The organism is Streptomyces sp. Ru71 (assembly GCF_002920535.1).
GTDB lineage: Bacteria > Actinomycetota > Actinomycetes > Streptomycetales > Streptomycetaceae > Streptomyces.
On sequence record NZ_PQSS01000029.1, the window covers coordinates 1 to 16,986 of the forward strand.

Here is a 16,986-nt window from a genome sequence, read left to right on the forward strand (position 1 = left end):
AGCGGCCAACGTCATCTTCCGCCGGCAGATCGCGGAGGCGGAGGATCCCGAGGCCATGCGGCAGAAGGTGGTCAAGGAGTACAAGGCCGAGCTGATGCACCCCTACTACGCGGCCGAGCGCGGGCTGGTCGACGACGTCATCGACCCCGTACAGACGCGGGAGGTGCTCGTGCGCTCCCTCGCCATGCTCCAGAGCAAGCACGCCGACCTGCCCTCCCGCAAGCACGGCAACCCCCCGCAGTAACCCCGCGGACCCACGGCGACAACCCTGCTGACGGTAGCTCAAGGCAACCGCACGACACGTCTGTTATCCCACCCGTAAACAGCTCGTACGGTCTTGTGCCCGTCTGTTTGGGAGCGTAGATCCATCCACATGCTGGAAGTTCCGCAGCGCGGACCAGCCTGGACGGTCGGCCCCGACCCCATGAACAAGCAGCTCAAAGGCGTGCTCAGCGGGGCAGGAGCGAAACGGCTGCACGGTACACCAAAACAGCGCACTCGGTTTGATATTGACAAACCGTGTGCGCTGTTTTGTACTCGTGAGTTGCTGAGCACAGCACACAGATCTAGGGGGAGACGGCGTGCAGATCGAGGTACTGGGGATATTGGACGTCCGGGAGAACGGGGTCTCCATCGCTCCTACCGCCCCGAAGCCCCGTCAGGTGCTGGCGCTTCTGGCGCTGCACGCCGACCAGGTGGTGCCGGTCTCCGCGCTGATCGACGAGCTGTGGGCCGGCCGGCCGCCGCGCAGTGCGCGCACCACGCTGCAGACGTACGTCCTTCAACTGCGCGACCTCATCGGCCTCGCGCTGGACAAGGAGGCGTCCGAGGCCGAGGGCGCCGCGGCCCCGGCCCGCAGCGCCAAGGACGTCCTGGTCACCGCGCCCGGGGGCTACATGCTCGTCTCCGGCGGCGGCAGCAGTGACGTCCGCGAGTTCGAGCGGCTCGCCGGCATGGGCTACCGCGCGCTCGACGCCGAGGACTTCCAGGGCGCCTCGCGCCTGCTGTCCGAGGCGCTCGCCCTGTGGACCGGGCCCGCCTTCGCCGACGTGCAGACCGGTGCGCGGCTGGAGATGGAGGCGAGGCGGCTGGAGGAGAGCCGGCTGTGTGCCCTCGATCAGCGCATCGAGGCCGACCTGCGGCTCGGCCGCCACCGCGAACTGCTCGCCGAGCTGACCGTGCTGACCAGCCGTTACCGCACCCATGAGAACCTGCACGCCCAGTTCATCGTGGCGCTGCACCGCTCGGGCCGGCGCGGCGAGGCCCTCGACGTCTATCAGCGGCTGCGCGGCACCCTCGTACGGGAGCTGGGCCTGGAGCCGTCGGCGCGGCTGCGCCGCCTCCAGCGGTCGATCCTGGTGGCGGCCCAGGAGGCCGTGCCGGACCACCGGGTGCCCGCCGCGGTCTCCGCCGTACGGGTGGGCAGCAACGCCCGTTAGGAACACCGGCCGCCGCAAGGCGCCACAGCGACACGTCCAGGCGAACAGGAACTGAGGGGCCGCTTCCCGCGGCCCCTCAGCCATGGCCAGCCGCCGTGTTGCCGCTCTATATGAAACCGCACAAGCGGTTTGTTAGTCTAAGTGCTGTTCCTCGCACGCCGCGCCCGTGCGAGGGACAGACCGTCGGTTCCTGCCGGCTTCCGGCATCCCGTGCCCAGGAGGCAGCACATGGTCAAACAGGAGCGAGCCGCGCGGACGCGGCGGGCACTCATCCAGGCCGCGGCCGAGGTGTTCGCCGAAGTCGGCTTCGTTCCCGCGTCGCTGGCCACCATCAGCCAACGGGCCGGTGTCAGCAACGGGGCGCTGCACTTCCACTTCTCCAGCAAGACCACGCTCGCCGAAGCGGTCGAGGCGGAGGCCGTCGAGAGGGTGCGGCGGCTCACCGAGGCGGCGCGGGCCCGGCACAGCGACTCCCTGCAGGCGGTGGTGGACGCCCTGCACGAGCTGACGAAGGCCCTGGCCCAGGACGTCGTGGTCCGCGGCGGCTTCCAGCTCGCCGGTGACATCGCGCGCCGTCCGACATCCCCGCTGCACACGGAGTGGCAGAACTGGGTCGAGGACAGCCTGCGCCGGGCCGCACAGGGCGGTGCGCTCGCCGACGGGGTGTCCTGGGCGGACGCGGCCCGCGTCATCGTCGCCGTGACCGTGGGCCTGGAAGTGCTCGGGGGCAAGGACGGCTTCTGGCTCTCCCAGCAGAACGTCACCCGGTTCTGCGAGTTGCTGATGCCGCCCCTCGCCGACCGGCGTGCCCTCGGCACGCTGGTGTGGTCCGGCACGCGGCGCCCGGCCGTGGCGCCCGCGCGGACTCCGCGCTAGCGGACACGCGGCCCCGGACACGTGCGGTAACTCTTCCCGGATGCGTGCGGCAACTCTTCCCGGCTTCGCTGCAGCAACGTAAGTTGGGGCAGCCTGGCAGCTGTGGAACCCCGGCAGGGGATCAGGGATACGCGTTGGGCGGTTTGGTTTCCCCAGGCCCAGCGCACGTGCTCGGAACACCCGGCCCTGGACGCCGGAGACCAGCCAGGCGCGGCCCGGTATCGCTGCGGGCCGGGCACGGCGGTGCGCTGAAGCCGTGTCGGCGCATCCGTACGCCGGGGACGAAGTCCCGGCTGCGGGCCGCCGGTTCGCCCACGGGGCAAGGCCGGCCGAGCGCGGCAGAGGCGCGGGACCTGGGTCCGGGGCGCACGCGGGGCGCGTGAGCGGGTGTCTTGCCATCCGCTCGACTGTTCGAGGATTGCTCAAATGCCACTGAAGGAACCGATGCCTCCGGTGCGAGTAAGGCTAGCGTGCAGGTTCGCCGACGACTTTCCGCCATCGGGAGTGCCCGACGACGAACGGAGGGAACCATGGAGATTCAGGTCTTGGGTCCGCTGTGTGCCGCCGTGAACGGGGACTCGATCGTCCCGACAGCGGGAAAGCCGCGACAGGTCCTCGCCCTGCTCGCGCTGTATCCGAGCCGCGTCGTGCCCGTGTCGACACTGATGGAAGAGATCTGGGGCACGCAGCTGCCACACAGCGCCATGACCACGTTGCAGACGTACATCATGCAGCTGCGCCGGTGCCTGGGCAGCGCGATGGGATCGGACACCCCGGGCGCGGCGAAGAACGTCCTGGCCACGCGGCACGGCGGCTACCTGCTGCAGGTCCCGCCGGAATCCGTGGACGTGCACACCTATGAACGCCTGGTCGCCCAGGGCCAGGAGGCCTTCGAGGACGGCGACGACGAACGCGCCGCCCGCTCCTACCGTCAGGCCCTCGCCCTGTGGCAGGGGCCCGCGCTGGTGGACGTACGACTCGGCCCGGTGCTGGAGATAGAGGTCACGCGGCTGGAGGAGTCCCGGCTGATGACCACCGAGCGGCGTATCGACGCCGATCTGCGGCTTGGCCGGCACACCGAACTGATCGCCGAGCTCACGGACCTGATCGCCCGTCACCCCCAGCACGAGGGCCTGCACGCCCAGGCCATGGTGGCGCTGTACCGCTCCGGCCGGCAGGCCTCCGCGCTGACCGTGTACCGCAGACTGCGGGAGGGACTGATCGAGGAGCTCGGCGTGGAGCCCTCGCCGCAGCTGCAGCGCCTGCACCAGGCCATGCTCGCCGTCGACCCGGAACTCGACGTGGTGGCGGGCCCGCGCCGCGGCTCCACCTTCGACCGGTACGCCGCCTGAGCCGGGCCACTCGCACTGCGGCCCAAGGAGCCTCGGCCGGGTCTCCAGTGCGATTCGAGACGGTCCGGCAAGGCTCTTACCCCGCCCCGTGTACCCGGAGCGGGCACAGAGGAGGGTGCACATGTCGGTCGAACAGCCGGTGCGACTGCACTGCTTCGCACACTCTGCCGAGGGCGTCTTCGTCTTCGACGACTGGGCGACGAGCGTCGGAGAAGGTGTGGACGCGGTCCCGGTCCTGCTGCCGGGCAGTGCGCAGCGGCGCACCGAACCGCGCCTGACCACACAGGCGGCGCTGCTGGCCGACGTCATGCCGCTGTTCACCGAACCGCGTCCCGGCCCGTTCGCCCTGTACGGGCACGGCCTCGGCGCGATGACGGCGCTCAGCGTGACGCGTGCGCTGCACGAGGCGGGCCTGCCGGGCCCGGCGTTCCTCGCCGTCGGCGCCTGGTCGCCGCCGTACCCGTTCGCCTGCCTGCCGGATGTGCGACGGGCCTCTGACGCCGAACTGCTGCACATGCTCAGCGGCGAGGGCGCCGTGCCGTCCGGCAGCGACGAGGGGATCTGGCTGCGGGCCGTGCTGCCCGAACTCCGCGCCGACCTGGAACTGGCACAGGACCTGCAGGAGGCGGCCGACAATCCCTGCGAGGCGGGGCCGCTCACCACCCCGGTGCTCGTCGTCGCCCCGCAGGACGACCCGCGCACGGCACACGCCACAGTCGAGCGCTGGTCCCGGCTGACCAAGGGACCCGTCGTGCTGCGGACCGTGCCCGCACGCCACTTCCTGCACCGCGGCAGCCCCGACATGCCCCGGCTGCTGGGCCGGGCCTGCCGCGTCGCCCGACGCCTCGTCCAGGAGCCCGAGCCCGTCGGCTGATCCCGCGACGCGGGCACCGGCCGCGCGCATACGACGTCACAACACCGAGACCACCCGCACGCCGTGACGCGGCCACCCTGCCGCCAGCGTGCACCGTCGCCGTCGCCGTCGCCGGTGAGCGGGGCGGTCCGGGAAACTCATCCCCCGCGCTTTCGCGGGTACGCCCACCGCGGTCCTCCCCCCACGACCGGCCCACTCGCGCCCACGGTCGCCGGATGCTCGGGCTCTGCTCGCACTCGGCTGTACCCCTGCTCGGGGAAACCGGCTTCGACCGCAAACTGCCCTTAACGTGGCGCTCCCGACCGTTGTGGACACAGGCAGGCCAGGAGAGGGTCATGGGGGGAAGGCAGTGGGGGCGCGGCCGGTACGGTCCGGTCCGGCCCAGGTGCGCCCCTTCGCGCTCCGCGCACCCTTCACCCACTCCTGGCGTCCTCGCCTCACCGGGCCGTCGCACACCCTTCGGACCCTGCCGCCCCGGGCACGGCGCCCGGGCCCTCTCCGAACCCCGCACGCTCGTTCCGCGCCCGCAGAAAGGAGAGAGGGGACCCGGCCACCCGCAGCGGGCGGCGCACCCCCGGACGTCATGACACCTCATCGCTTCCCGAACGCGCCGATCTCCGTGGTCGTCCGCCCCGGGCACCCTTCCCACCCGACGCCGTGGGACATCGAGCTGCACGGCCCGCTCGACGCCGCCGCGCTGGACGACCTCCTCGTCGAGCTCACGGCCGGCGACACGGGCCGGCCCGCCGAGCGCCACCGGCTGGTGCGGCACGGCGCCGACCGGCACACGCTGCGGTTGCCCGTGGCGCAGCCGGCGCCCGCCGCCCTCGTAGCGGGCCGCATCGCCGACCGGCTCACCGAGCCGTCGCCCACCGCCGACCGCCCGCTGACTCCCGCTCAGCACGCCGTCCTCGCCCGCTGCGGCCCGCACCGCTATGAGGCGCTGCTGCTCGCCGGGGCCGTGCGGCCGGACACGGGCGCGCTGCGCGAGGCGCTGCGGACCGTCGTGGCCGCCCACCCCCAGCTGCGCTCCCGCCTCGGGGGCGGCCGGGAAACACCGGGGGAGGAGGATGTACCGGTGCAGGGGAATCAGCCGCCGGGGCAGGGGAATCCGCCGCCGGGGCAGGGGAATCCGCCGCCGGGGCAGAGGGACCTGCAGGTGGAAGGGGATCTGCAGGTGGAGGAGGACCTGCAGGTGGAGGAGGACCTGCAGGTGGAGGGGGACCTGCTCGTGGAGGGGGAGTTCACCGACGACGCCTCCTTCGCCGCGCTCCTGGACGCGACCGGCCGTACGCTCGACGCGCACACCGGCCTCCAGCTGCGGCTTCTGCTCGCCCGGGACCGCCGTCCGGCCGGACCGCGTGCCGACCGGATCGCGGTCGTCGCCCATGCACTGGCCGTGGACACCGGCTCCTGGCGCATCCTGCTCGACGACTTGACCGCCGCCCTCGGCGCGGCCCCCCGCAGGCTCGCGGCGCCGCCGCAGCCCGCGCCGGACGGCCTGGCCGACTGGGTCGCCGAACTGCGTGAACTGGCCCAGGACGGCACCGAGGCCGGGCACTGGACCCAGGTCGCCGCGCGCAGGTCCTGGATGCCCGGCCCGTCCCGGCCCGCCCGGGTGAGCGGGCCCGGCGCCCGCGGGGCCGAAGGGCCCGGCAGCGCGCAGGGCGAGGCCCAGGACACGGCGTTCATCCTGGAGGAGGAGGCGAGCGAACGGATCACCGACGGTCTGGCCCGGCGGCTCGCGCTGACCACGGGGCAGGTGCTCACCGGGGTGCTCGCCCTGGCCCTCGCCCGCTGGCAGCACACCGACGAGGTCGCCTTCGACGTACGCAGCGACCCGCGGGCCGACCGCGTCAGCCTGCGACGCCACGTGGGCCGGCTCACCGAGCCGTACCCCGTCCACCTCGCGCCCGAGGCGGGCCTCGACCCGCTCGGCCAGCTGACCGCGCTGGCCGACACCCTGGCCGGCTGCGCGGGCCGGGGCGCGGGCGGCGCCGGCTTCGGAGCCTGCCGCGAGTGGAGCCCCGACGCGTCGCTGCGGCACGCCCTGCGCGACCTGGCGCCCGCCCGGGTGTGTCTCGTGCTCGACGACCTCGGCGGACCCCTGCCCGTCTCCGCCCGGCCCCTGCCCGGCGGGCCCGCGTACCCGGTCGAGGTGCGGGCCCGCGTCCACGACGGCAGGCTGTGCCTGCGCCTCGACTGGGCCGACGACCCCGCCGGCGGCATCACCGGCACCTCCGTGCGCGCCCTCGCCCGCCTGTTGCGCGAGCTGCTGGAGGAACTGGCCGGCACGCCCGCCGCCCGGCCCCTGCCCGTCTTCCCCGCCACCCCCCAGCAGTCCGCGCTGTTCACCTGCGGCGACGCGCAGCCCGGCACCGGACACCATGTCGAACAGCTCGTGTGGGTCTGGCACGGCCCGCTCGACCTCGCCCGCTTCACCGCGTCCTGGCAGTCGGTCATCGACTGCGAGACCGTGCTGCGCACCGCGTTCACCGGCGCCCACCCGATGCTCGTCGTCCACGAGCGGGGCACTCCCGACATCACCCGCCGGTCCGTCCACGACGGCGACTGGTCCGCCCTTCTGGAGCACGACCGGCTGCGCGGCTTCGACCTGCGCCGGCCCGGAGCTCTGCGCCTGACCCTGCTGGAGAGGGAACCGGCCCGGCCCGCCGGCCCGGCCGCGCCCACCTGGATCCTCGTCACCTACCACCGCGCCCTGCTCGACACCCGCAGCGCGCACATCCTGCTCCGCGAGTTCTACCGCGCCTATCTCTCCGGCGGCACCCTGCCCGGCGGCGAACGCCGGCCCGATCTGCGTGACTACAGTGCCTGGGTCGCCGCCCAGGACCCGCAGCCCGCGCAGGGGTTCTGGGCCGACAGCGCACCGCCCGACGGTGCGGTGTCCCGGCCCACCCGGCCCGCCGGGCCCACCGGCCTGACCGGCGTCGGCCACGCACGGCTGCGCCTGGACCCCGTCGAGACCACCCGTCTCGCCCGCTGGGCGGGCACCTGGGGCACCGCCGAGAGCAGCGTGCTGCAGGCCGTGTGGGCGCTGCTGATCCACTGGGGGTCCGCGGCCGGCGCAGCCGCCCCGGTCTCGTTCGGGGTGACCGTGTCGGGGCGGGGCATACTCTTCGACGGCGCTGCCGGGATGCCGGGGCCGCTGCGCAACGCGCTGCCGATGTCCGTGGAGGTGGACCCGGCGAGCACCGTGCCGGGCCTGCTGCGGCAACTGCGGGACCGCGCCCTGGACATGGCCGCCTACGAATGGGTGCCCAGCGACTGGATCCGGTCCTGGGGCGGAGGCGGGCCGGGCGGTGGCGGGTGCGCCGACACCGTCGTCGTCTTCGAGGACGCCCCGCATCCGGTGGACGGGCTGGAGGCCGAACTCGCCGCCCACGGCATCCGCGGCGAGTTCCCGGTGACCGTGCCGGCCCGCACCGTGCCGCCGATCGGGCTGCTCGCCCACCACGACAGCTCGGGCGGCCTGGTCCTCACCGGCGTCTACGACCGGGCCCTGTTCGAGAAGGAGACGGTGGCCGAACTGCTCGCGCTGAGCGCCATGCTGCTGCGCGTGCTCCCCGTGGCGGCGGGGGAGTACACCACCGTCGCCGAGGTGCTCAAACTCCTGGAGGACCAAGCCGTGCCGCGCCTGGCCCAGGGCCCCGTGGCCCGGCGGGACATCCCGCTGCTCACCCTGCGCGCGGCCGGGCACGAGCGGGCGGGCACCATCTGCCTGATCCCGCCGCCGGACGCGCCCCCGACCTGCTACGACCTGCTGCCCGACCTCTACGCGGGCCCCCAGGAGCTGCTGGTGCTGCTCACCGACGCCGACGGCGCGCAGCCGGCGCTGGCCGCGCACGGAGTCGGCCGGTCGCTGCTGCTGGGCGGTTTCTCCGGGGCGGGCGCGCTCGGCTGCGACCTGGCCCGGCGTATCGGGGAGGACGGCGGCAGCCCGCCCCGGGTGGTGCTCGCCGGCGGGGCCCAGGACGAGCGGGAGCGGACCCGCCACCTGGCCCGGGCCCTGCGGGACGCCGGCGCGCAGGACATCTGACGGCACACGGGGTGCCGGGAGCGCCGGAGCGGGCCAGGGGCGCACGCCCCCCGCCTCGTCGCCGTACGGCCGGCAGCCCCTCCATGTGCGCTCCGGCGGCGTTCGAGCGGTGCTCGTCCGGCGTCGTCCAGGGTGGCTGCGACAGGGGAGACCCGCCGGTGGCAGGCCTGCTCGCAGCCCGGCCGGCGACGGCGCGAAGGGGCGGACATGAGGCGGTGGCGGGGCGGCGGCCTGTGGGCGCTGGCATGCTCCTGCGGGCGGCGGCTGCACCGCTCCCTGGCGGCACTCGGCGCCGGCTACGCGGGCCCCGCGGTCTACTGCCAGGCGCTGCTGGCGCCTTCGCCGGCCGCGCACCTGGGTGATCCCGTCACACCGCGCGACGCGGCGGCGCCGGGCCTGACCGGTCCGCCGCCCGGGCATCCCGAGCGGCTGTGCGCGGAGCGTCCGTTGTCCGTGCAGGAACGGCGGCTCGCCCGCGACATGTGGCCGGCGCACTACCGCGACTGACAGCGGCGCTTCACCGCGCCGGGCGCCGCCGTCCGGTGCCGCCGGAAAACCGGCGCCCGGACGGACGGCGTGGCGGGAGGATCTACCACTCGATCAGCGCGAAACTCGCGGCCATGCCCCCGCCGAAGCCGGCCAGCAGGACCAGCTCACCGGGGCGGAAGGAACCGGCGCGGACGGCCGCGTCCATGGTGATCGGGATGGAGGCGGCACCCGTGTTGCCGTAGGTCTCCACCGTCCGGTGCATGGTCGCACGCGGCAGGTGCAGCTCCTCGAAGACGGCGTCGAGCATGACGCCGTTGGCCTGGTGCGGGATGAAGTGGCTGATGTCGGCGGCCTCGACCCCGGCCTCGTGCAGGAAGTTCTTGACCAGCTGCGGCAGTTGCTCCATCACGAAGCGGCGCACCTCACGCCCGTCCATCGCGAAGTACTGCAGACTCGCGTCCAGGCCGTCCTTGTCCAGCGGCATCCGGCTGCCGCCCGCGGGCACCCGGATCAGGCCGGTGAGGTCGCCGAAGGTGTGCAGGGCGACGCGTCGCACGATCGGGCCGGCTCCGGTGGGGACGGTCGGTCCGAGGACCATCGCGCCGGCGCCGTCCCCGAAGAGGATGACCGTCTTGCGGTCGGCCGGGTTCAGGATGCGCGAGTAGACGTCCGCGCCGATGACCAGCGCGTAGCCGCCCCGGTAGACCAGGGTGCCCGCCACCGAGGACAGCGCGAACACCGTGCCGGAGCACACCGCGTTGACGTCGAAGGCCGCGGTGCCCACCGCGCCGAGGTGGTGCTGGACGTAGGCCGCCGTGGGCGGCTGCGGACGGTCCGGCGTGGAGGTGGCGACCGCGATCACGGTCAGCTGCTCGGGCGTGATGCCCGCGGCCTTCAGCGCGGCCCGCCCCGCGGCCGTGGCCAGGTCCGAGGTGGCCTGGCCGTCGGCGGCCCAGCGCCGCTGCCGGATGCCGGTCTTGCGGGTGATCCATTCGTCGTCCACACCGGCCGGTGCACCGACCTCATCGTTGGAGACGATCCGTTCCGGTACGTAGGCACCCGTACCGAGAACGCGGAACCGGACGTCGGTCATGCGGCTGCCCTCCCCTCAGGTGGTCGTGGAATGGCTGTGCGAAGGTCCGGCGCGGGGTGCGCCACCAAGGAGCGGCGGCGCACCCCGCGCCGGGACGAACGGGCCGTACGCGCGCGGCGTGGGGAGCCGCACGCGCACTCACCGGCCCGGCGAAGGCCCGTCAGCGGGCCTCGTAGAGGCGCTTGTGGCCGCTGATCCCGGCCAGCCGGAACGGGCCGGTGGTCTGCGCCTCGGTGGAGTGGTCGCCGCCGTCGGCGGGCAGCCTGCGCTCGTGCAGGTCGCGGTAGCCGGCGTAGTCGACGCTCTTGCGCCGGTCGATCACCTGCTGGTTCTCCTCGGTGCGCAGATGCTCGCGGTAGCCGGCGACCACGGTCCCGGAGAAGAACTCCGCGACGCTGCCGGAGCCGTAGCTCAGGAAGGCGACGGACCGGCCGGTCAGGTCGTCCGCCTGGTCGAGCAGCGCGGCCAGGCCCAGGTACACCGACGCGGTGTAGCTGTTGCCGATGACGCTGTTGTACGCCGTGGTCAGGCCGAGGGCGCGCTCGATGGCGTCCTTGTCGGTGTCGTGACCGCAGAAGTTCAGCAGGTGGCGGTGGGCCTTGTAGGCCATCTTGGTGAACGGCTGGTGGTAGACGAACGCGGCGAACTCCTCCAGCGAGCGCCCGTCCTGCTCCGCGTAGTCCTTCCAGGCGCCCTCGACGGCCTGCAGGTAGGCGTTGATGGACTCCTGCCCGTCGACCAGGGCGGCGTCGCGGTAGTTCGGGCGCCAGAAGTCCATGACGTCGGCGGTGAACAGGCCCGACGGCTCCTCGATCCGCACCAGGGCCGGGTCGGCGGAGACCAGCATGGCCACCGCGGCCGCGCCCTGCGTCGCCTCGCCCGGGCTGTCCAGCTCGTACTTGGAGACGTCGCTCGCCACCACCAGGACCTGCTGCGAGGGGTCGCGGCGGACCAGGCCGATGGCGAACTGCAGGCCCGCGGTCGCCCCGTAGCAGGCCTGCTTCAGCTCGACGACCCGGCAGGCCGACTGCAGCCCGAGCAGGGAGTGCACGTACACGCCGGCCGACTTCGCCTGGTCGATGGAGGACTCCGTGGCGAACACGACCGTGCGGATGCGGCTCTTGCCGTGCCGGGCGATGATGGGCGCGGCCGCGGCGGCGCCCATGGTCACGATGTCCTCGTCGGCGGCCGGCACGCTCATCGACCGCTGCCCGATGCCCACGTGGTACTTGCCGATGTCGGTGCCGTTGTACTCGGCGAGCGCCGTGTGCGGCAGGACGAACTCGGTGCTCGCGAACGACAGGTCGTGGATTCCGATCGATATGGACATGCCCTATGCACCAACCTTTGCGGTGTTGTTGTCGCGTTCCAGCTGGACGTGCGCGCGCATGAGTTCGCCGGGGTTCGTCTGCGCCGCGAGCAGGGAGAGTTCACCGCACAGCACGGTCGCGGCGGCGATGACCGCCAGCCGGCGTGCGTTCTCCCCGGGTTCGCGCTCCTCCAGGCAGCCGAGCCGGGTCAGGTTCGTCTCCACGAAGCCCAGGCCCTTGCCGTTGCCGACCGTGCCCATGATCAGGTTGGGCAGGGTGCAGGCGAAGTACAGGTCGCCGTCGCGGTCCTCGGCCATGACGACGCCCTGCGAACCCTCGACGATGTTGGCCGCGTCCTGGCCCGTGGCCAGGTAGAACCCGAGCAGCATGTTCGCGAAGTGGGCGTTCGCCGAGCGGATGCCGCCGGCGAGGAGGGTGCCGAGGAGGTTCTTGCGGATGTTCAGCTCGACGATCTTGGCGGCCGTGGTGTGCAGGACGCCCTCCACCACGTCACGCGGCACGAGCAGCTCCGTGACCACGTTCTTGCCGCGGCCGAGGATGCCGTTGATCGCGGTCGCCTTCTTGTCCGTGCAGTAGTTGCCCGAGATCGACCCGTAGGAGATGCCGGGGATGGTCTCCAGCAGGTGCTTGAGCAGGGCGTCCGAGGCGAGCGTGGCCATGTTGTGCCCGGAGGCGTCGCCGGTGGCGAACTCGAACCGCAGGAACAGCAGGTTGGCGTTGATCTCGTGCCGGATGCCGATGAGCCGGGCGAAGCGGCTGCAGCCGCGCACCACTTCCTGCAGCTCGTCGGTGCGGGACTCGATGGTCCGGGCGGCGGTGAGCGCGGTCTGCGCGTCCGTCGCCTCCACCAGCACCGAGCGGGTCATCCGCTCGTCGACCAGGGTGGCGACGATGCCCTGCTCGGCCAGCATGGACACCTTCGCGCCGCGGCCCACCGAGGGCCACAGCGGCGACTCGTAGGTGGCGAGCGGCACCTGTGTCTCGGTGGTGGCGACGTTCCCCGAAATGCGAAGGGGTCCCACCCAGCGCATCGGGACCCCGGCTATGGCGTGTGTGTCGGTCATCGTGTGCTTCCCGTCATCTCGTGGAGGGCCTCGACGGAGCTGGACCGCTGGGCGAGTCGCCGCGTGTCGATGCCCCGGTCGGCGCAGAAGGAACGAAGCTCGCCGTGGATCAGCAGATCGCAGCGGGTGAGGTCGGCGGGGGTGCGCGCGCCGAGCATGGTCTGCAGCGCCGCCAGCTGGTCCAGCCAGGTGGTGATCTGCGCGACGAGCGCCGGGACGCCGCCGTCGAGCAGGGTGCGCAGGAATCCCGCGGACGAGCCGACCGCGCGGGCGCCGAGCGCCAGTGCGCGGGCCACGTCCAGCGGGTGGCGTACGCCGCCGGAGGCGAGGACGGGCAGGCCGACGTCCTGCGCGTCCAGCAGGCAGGCGGCGGTGGACTGCCCCCAGCCGTGCAGGAAGGCGTAGTCGGCGAGGTCCCGGCGGCCGTTCTCGATGCGGGCGAAGTCCGTCCCGCCGCGGCCGCTGACGTCCGCCGCCGCCACGCCCAGGTTCTGCAGCGTCAGGATGGTCTGCCGGCTCAGCCCGTTGCCGACCTCCTTGACGATCACCGGGATGTCGACGGCCGCCGCGATCTTCTCGATCTGCGGACCCCAGGAGGCGAACGACCGGTCGCCCTCCGGCATCGGCGTCTCCTGCGCCGTGTTGATGTGGATCTGCAGCGCGTTCGCCTCCAGCAGGTCGATGGCACGCCGCGCGTTGTCGACCGACGTCGTCGCGTTGATGTTGGCCATCACGAACCCGTCCGGGTTCTCCTCTCGCAGGACGCGGAACGTGCCGGCGCACGAGGGGTCCTTGAGGTAGGCGTTCATGGAGCCCGACGCGATGGGCACCCCGGTCTCGCGGGCGGCGGTGGCCAGGTCCCGGTTGATCTCGCCCGTCTTGACGCTGCCGCCGGTCATCGCGTTGATGTAGATCGGCACCTGCCAGGCGATGCCCGCGAAGGACGTGCCCAGGGACACGTCCGGGCGGTCGATGCCGGCCAGGGCGTGATGGACGAAGGCCACCTCGTCGAACTGGTTGCGTCCGCTGTGCGCGTGATGCTGCTCGATGGCGAGGCGGACGTGGTCGTCCTTGCGTTGAGCGCTCATTCCTCGATCCCTTCCAGGGCGGGGCGGACGGGCAGGGGCAGCACCCCGTCGCTCTCCCACCGTTGCCGTACGTGTGTGATGTCCCGCGACGCCTCGGCGTCCAGCAGGGCGATGCCGCAGTCGCCGCCCCCCGCCCCCGACGGCTTGGCCGCGCCGCCGACGGCCTCGGCGGCGTCGCACAGCGCTTCGAGCCGGGGCGTGAAGATGCCGAGACCGACCTCGTCGTCCAGGCGGGCCAGCTCCGTGCGGGCCCGGCGGATCTGCTGCTTCAGGCCCGCCGGGTCGCCGGCCTCAAGCGCGTCGATCGCCGAGCGCACACAGTCGGTCGTGGTCTGCACGAACCTCTGGTGGGAGGCGGTGCCCCGCCAGGTGCGGCGGTGCAGATCGGACACCAGGGACGCGGTGGAGGCGGGCTCCCCGGTCCAGCCGACCTCCAGCGACACCCCCGTCGGCGGCGGCAGCCGGCGCACCGAGTGACCCGGCCAGGGCGCGCTGAGCGTCCTGTCCACCCCGAGGCGGCGGGCCAGGTCCAGCACGAAGGCCCGGTCGGGTGCCTGGTAGGCGATCCAGCCGCCCCAGGTGCTGGCGGCGAGGTCGCCGCCGGAGCCCTTGGGGTCGAGTTCGGCCGTGGCGAGCATGGCCAGCCGGAACTGCTCGTCGTTCGACAGCTGAAGTCCGCAGAAGGACGCCACGGCCGCCACCGTCGCCACGGTCACCGCACCGCTGGAGCCCAGACCGTACTTGCGGCCGCCGTCATGCAGACGGCTGCCGACCGAGACGTCCAGCGCGGGCACCGGCAGGCCGCGTTCGGCCAGCAGCCGGCCCACGGTCTCGATCGCCGACACCACGTGCGCCAGGGCGCCGCGTGCCCGCCCGGCGTCGCTCGCGCCGCACACGACGAGCCGGCCCTCGTGCCACCGCCAGCCCACGGGCCGCGCCAGGAGATCGGAGGAGACGACGACGTCGGCCGCGCCGGCGCCGGGGCCGGGCTCGGCCACGGTGACGGTGACCCGCCGGTCGACCGCGACGAGGATCGCCGGGGTGCCCGGCTCCACCACCGCGTACTCGCCGGCGACGAACAGCTTGCCCGGCGCGTGCCGGACCACCGTGCGCTGACGGGTCCTCACGCGTCCTCGCCCAGCAGGCGGGCGCCGGGTCCCGGACCGGCGACGAGCACCGTGCCCTGCGGGGCGGCGTCGCGGACGGCCGCCGCGACGCGCTCGGCGTCCGCACGCCGGCACAGCACCTTCACGTTGGGCCCGGCGTCCATGGTCGCGTAGGCCAGGACACCGTCCCGCCGCAGCTGCAGCACACTGTCGAGCACGGTCACCGAGGCCGCCGACAGGTAGCGCACCGCGGGACGCGCCGCCAGCATCGTGGCGTGCATGCCGAGCGCGTTGCGCTCCGCGATCTCCCCCACGGCCTGGAGGTCGCCGCGCAGCAGCGCCGCGCGCATGTCCGTCAGGTCGTCCTTGCTGGAGGCGGCCCACGGCCGGTACAGCGGCGAGGTGTCGACCGTGCGGCGCATGGCCTCCCGGCTGGAGACGTCCTTGGGCCCGGCGTTGACCACGGCGACGACCAGGGCCGGGTCGATGTCGGCCGTGGGCACCGGCTCGGCGTAGGAGGCGAGGTCCGCCTCCTCGGCCGGGCCGGATTCGGGGCCTGCGTGCCAGACGGCGAAGCCGCCGAAGACCGACCGGGAGGCCGACCCGGACCCGCGCCGCGCCAGCCGGGACAGGGCGGCGGCGTCCAGGTCGAGGCCGTAGGCGGCGGCCGCGGCCACGGCGAGGGCGGCGAACCCGCTGGCGGAGGAGGCGAGTCCGGCCCCGGTGGGCACGGTGTTCCTGGTGTCCACGACCGCTCGCTCCGGGCGCCCGGCCGTCTCCCGCACCAGCTGCAGGAAGGCGGTGATGCGGCGCAGCGCCTCACCCGTGGCCGGGGCGCCGTTGAGCTCGGCCGTGTCGTGCTCGGCCGCCGGATCGAGCCGGACCCGCGTGGTCGTGGGGAACACGTCGAGTGTCATCGACAGGCTGGACGTCCAGGGCAGGACGAGACGCTCGTCGCGCTTGCCCCAGTACTTGATCAGCGCGATGTTCGGGTGTGCGACGGCGGTGGCGCTCGCGTGGGCGCCCTGCCGCTGCGGCCTGATCGCCGTGGTGGTCGGGTGGTCACTGAGCATGGTTGTCGAGCCCCTTCAGCGGTACGACCCAGGTCTGTACGGCGCCGGCCTCGTGCAGCTGCCGGGTGACCTCCCGGGCGTCTTCGGGCCGGGTCTGTGCGATGACGCAGCCGCCCAGACCACCACCGGTGATCTTGGCTCCGAGGCTGCCTGCCTTCAGTGCGGCGCCGACCAGCTCGTCGATCCGCTCGGTGCTGAGGCCGGCCGCGCGCATCAGCTCGTGATAGTCCGTCAGCCGTTCGCCGAGATCCTCGGCTCTGCCCTCGGCGAGGGCCTTGCGGGCCGCCTCGGTCAGCTCCGAGGCCCGGCCGACGAAGCTCTCCTGCGCTCCGCCGCGGCGCCTGAAGCCCTCCCGCAGCAGTTCGACGGCTTCCTTGGTGCTGCCCGGCACGCCGCTGTCGGCGACGATGAACAAGCCGTCGCAGCCGATGGCCACCGGCTCGGTGCGGCCCGCCTGGAACAGCAGCGGATGGGGTGCGCCGACGGTCTTGGCGTCCACGCCGCTGGCCCGGCCGTGTGCCATGTTCTCGGCCGTCTGCACCAGGTCGAACACCGTGTCCTCGGACAGTTCGCGGCCGAAGAGGTCGGCCAGGGCGAGGACGATCGCGCGGGAGCTGGCCGCGCTGGAGCCGAGGCCCCGGCCGTGCGGGACGGCACCGTCCAGGATCACGTCCAGGTGCGGCCCGCCCGTCACCCCCATGAGCGTCTTGAACTCCCGGGTCAGCCGGCGCAGGCCGTCGGAGGCCTGGGTCACCAGGGCCCGTGAGGCGGAACCGGTCATCGTGTACGACAGGTCGTCCTGACCGTCGCAGGCCCGGGACGACCACCCGGCGCTTGCCGTGACCGCGAGCTGAGGAATCGGAAGGGCGAGCGCCGGCGCTCCGTAGACGACGGCATGCTCCCCCAGCAGGATGGCTTTGGCGTGGGCGCGACCGATGCCGACCGAGCGGACCCGGCGGCCTTCTGATAACCCCTCCGCTGAGGTCGGTAGAGTCAACGCACTCAGCTCCCTTTGTCTGTTCTGCGTGCAGATCGCGTGGTCATGGGATCGCTTCGTCCAGAGTTCTGAGATAGGCATGAAGCAGGACGCCAGATGCGTGCGCCGCTCGCTGCGAGGGCACGGAGCGTCAACCGCCGTACGACG

Annotated in this window: 14 protein-coding genes; 7 read left to right on the forward strand and 7 right to left on the reverse strand. The window is 73.2% G+C overall.

The window, feature by feature from the left end; translation table 11 throughout:
* The 7 genes from C3489_RS18700 to C3489_RS18730 form a co-directional block, all read left to right on the forward strand.
* Window positions 1-244, forward strand: a 244-nt coding sequence (locus tag C3489_RS18700) for a carboxyl transferase domain-containing protein (RefSeq protein WP_308460811.1), incomplete at its 5' end; no start/stop codon positions are given.
* Between the two features lie 337 nt (window positions 245-581).
* Window positions 582-1,439 (forward strand): AfsR/SARP family transcriptional regulator, encoded by an 858-nt coding sequence (locus tag C3489_RS18705; protein WP_103783007.1) that lies wholly within the window; start codon window positions 582-584, stop codon window positions 1,437-1,439.
* A 228-nt stretch (window positions 1,440-1,667) separates the two neighbouring features.
* Complete coding sequence (locus tag C3489_RS18710; protein ID WP_103783008.1) at window positions 1,668-2,315, forward strand: ScbR family autoregulator-binding transcription factor; 648 nt, start codon at window positions 1,668-1,670, stop codon at window positions 2,313-2,315.
* A 530-nt stretch (window positions 2,316-2,845) separates the two neighbouring features.
* Entirely contained in the window at window positions 2,846-3,667 is an 822-nt protein-coding gene (locus C3489_RS18715) for an AfsR/SARP family transcriptional regulator (protein WP_103783009.1), read from the forward strand.
* A 121-nt stretch (window positions 3,668-3,788) separates the two neighbouring features.
* Window positions 3,789-4,541, forward strand: coding sequence for a thioesterase II family protein (locus C3489_RS18720; protein WP_103783010.1), 753 nt, complete (start codon window positions 3,789-3,791; stop codon window positions 4,539-4,541).
* A 583-nt stretch (window positions 4,542-5,124) separates the two neighbouring features.
* Window positions 5,125-8,598, forward strand: coding sequence for a condensation domain-containing protein (locus tag C3489_RS18725; protein WP_103783011.1), 3,474 nt, complete (start codon window positions 5,125-5,127; stop codon window positions 8,596-8,598).
* A 207-nt stretch (window positions 8,599-8,805) separates the two neighbouring features.
* Window positions 8,806-9,105 (forward strand): DUF6059 family protein, encoded by a 300-nt coding sequence (locus C3489_RS18730; protein ID WP_103783012.1) that lies wholly within the window; start codon window positions 8,806-8,808, stop codon window positions 9,103-9,105.
* Window positions 9,106-9,187: 82 nt separating this feature from the next.
* Here C3489_RS18730 and C3489_RS18735 read toward each other — a convergent pair whose 3' ends face one another.
* The 7 genes from C3489_RS18735 to mvk all read right to left on the reverse strand — a co-directional run bounded on the left by C3489_RS18735 (window position 9,188) and on the right by mvk (window position 16,839).
* Window positions 9,188-10,180, reverse strand: a complete 993-nt coding sequence (locus C3489_RS18735; protein WP_103783013.1) for a 3-oxoacyl-ACP synthase III family protein — start codon at window positions 10,178-10,180, stop codon at window positions 9,188-9,190.
* 160 nt (window positions 10,181-10,340) lie between these two features.
* Window positions 10,341-11,510 (reverse strand): hydroxymethylglutaryl-CoA synthase, encoded by a 1,170-nt coding sequence (locus C3489_RS18740; protein WP_103783014.1) that lies wholly within the window; start codon window positions 11,508-11,510, stop codon window positions 10,341-10,343.
* A gap of 3 nt (window positions 11,511-11,513) precedes the next feature.
* Entirely contained in the window at window positions 11,514-12,575 is a 1,062-nt protein-coding gene (locus C3489_RS18745) for a hydroxymethylglutaryl-CoA reductase (protein WP_146075332.1), read from the reverse strand.
* Window positions 12,572-13,663 carry a type 2 isopentenyl-diphosphate Delta-isomerase gene (gene fni, locus C3489_RS18750; RefSeq protein WP_103783015.1) on the reverse strand — a complete coding sequence of 364 codons (1,092 nt, stop codon included), beginning with the start codon at window positions 13,661-13,663 and terminating at the stop codon, window positions 12,572-12,574. Before fni ends, C3489_RS18745 begins: the two co-directional genes overlap by 4 nt.
* Window positions 13,660-14,790, reverse strand: coding sequence for a phosphomevalonate kinase (locus C3489_RS18755; protein ID WP_103783016.1), 1,131 nt, complete (start codon window positions 14,788-14,790; stop codon window positions 13,660-13,662). Before C3489_RS18755 ends, fni begins: the two co-directional genes overlap by 4 nt.
* A complete protein-coding gene (gene mvaD / locus C3489_RS18760) occupies window positions 14,787-15,842 on the reverse strand; it encodes a diphosphomevalonate decarboxylase (protein WP_103783017.1) in 1,056 nt (351 codons plus the stop codon). The genes C3489_RS18755 and mvaD overlap by 4 nt, the downstream gene beginning before the upstream one ends.
* Window positions 15,832-16,839, reverse strand: a complete 1,008-nt coding sequence (gene mvk / locus C3489_RS18765) for a mevalonate kinase (protein ID WP_258054845.1) — start codon at window positions 16,837-16,839, stop codon at window positions 15,832-15,834. Before mvk ends, mvaD begins: the two co-directional genes overlap by 11 nt.
* Between the last annotated feature and the right edge of the window lie 147 nt (window positions 16,840-16,986).

What these genes read in the sequence shown, in the direction of transcription:
- C3489_RS18710 (WP_103783008.1), top strand. Translation starts at nt 1,668, where the DNA reads ATGGTCAAACAGGAGCGAGCCGCGCGGACGCGGCGGGCACTCATCCAG.
- C3489_RS18715 (WP_103783009.1), top strand. Translation starts at nt 2,846, where the DNA reads ATGGAGATTCAGGTCTTGGGTCCGCTGTGTGCCGCCGTGAACGGGGAC.
- C3489_RS18720 (WP_103783010.1), top strand. Translation starts at nt 3,789, where the DNA reads ATGTCGGTCGAACAGCCGGTGCGACTGCACTGCTTCGCACACTCTGCC.
- C3489_RS18725 (WP_103783011.1), top strand. Translation starts at nt 5,125, where the DNA reads ATGACACCTCATCGCTTCCCGAACGCGCCGATCTCCGTGGTCGTCCGC.
- C3489_RS18730 (WP_103783012.1), top strand. Translation starts at nt 8,806, where the DNA reads ATGAGGCGGTGGCGGGGCGGCGGCCTGTGGGCGCTGGCATGCTCCTGC.
- C3489_RS18735 (WP_103783013.1), bottom strand. Translation starts at nt 10,180, where the DNA reads ATGACCGACGTCCGGTTCCGCGTTCTCGGTACGGGTGCCTACGTACCG.
- C3489_RS18740 (WP_103783014.1), bottom strand. Translation starts at nt 11,510, where the DNA reads ATGTCCATATCGATCGGAATCCACGACCTGTCGTTCGCGAGCACCGAG.
- C3489_RS18745 (WP_146075332.1), bottom strand. Translation starts at nt 12,575, where the DNA reads ATGACCGACACACACGCCATAGCCGGGGTCCCGATGCGCTGGGTGGGA.
- fni (WP_103783015.1), bottom strand. Translation starts at nt 13,663, where the DNA reads ATGAGCGCTCAACGCAAGGACGACCACGTCCGCCTCGCCATCGAGCAG.
- mvaD (WP_103783017.1), bottom strand. Translation starts at nt 15,842, where the DNA reads ATGCTCAGTGACCACCCGACCACCACGGCGATCAGGCCGCAGCGGCAG.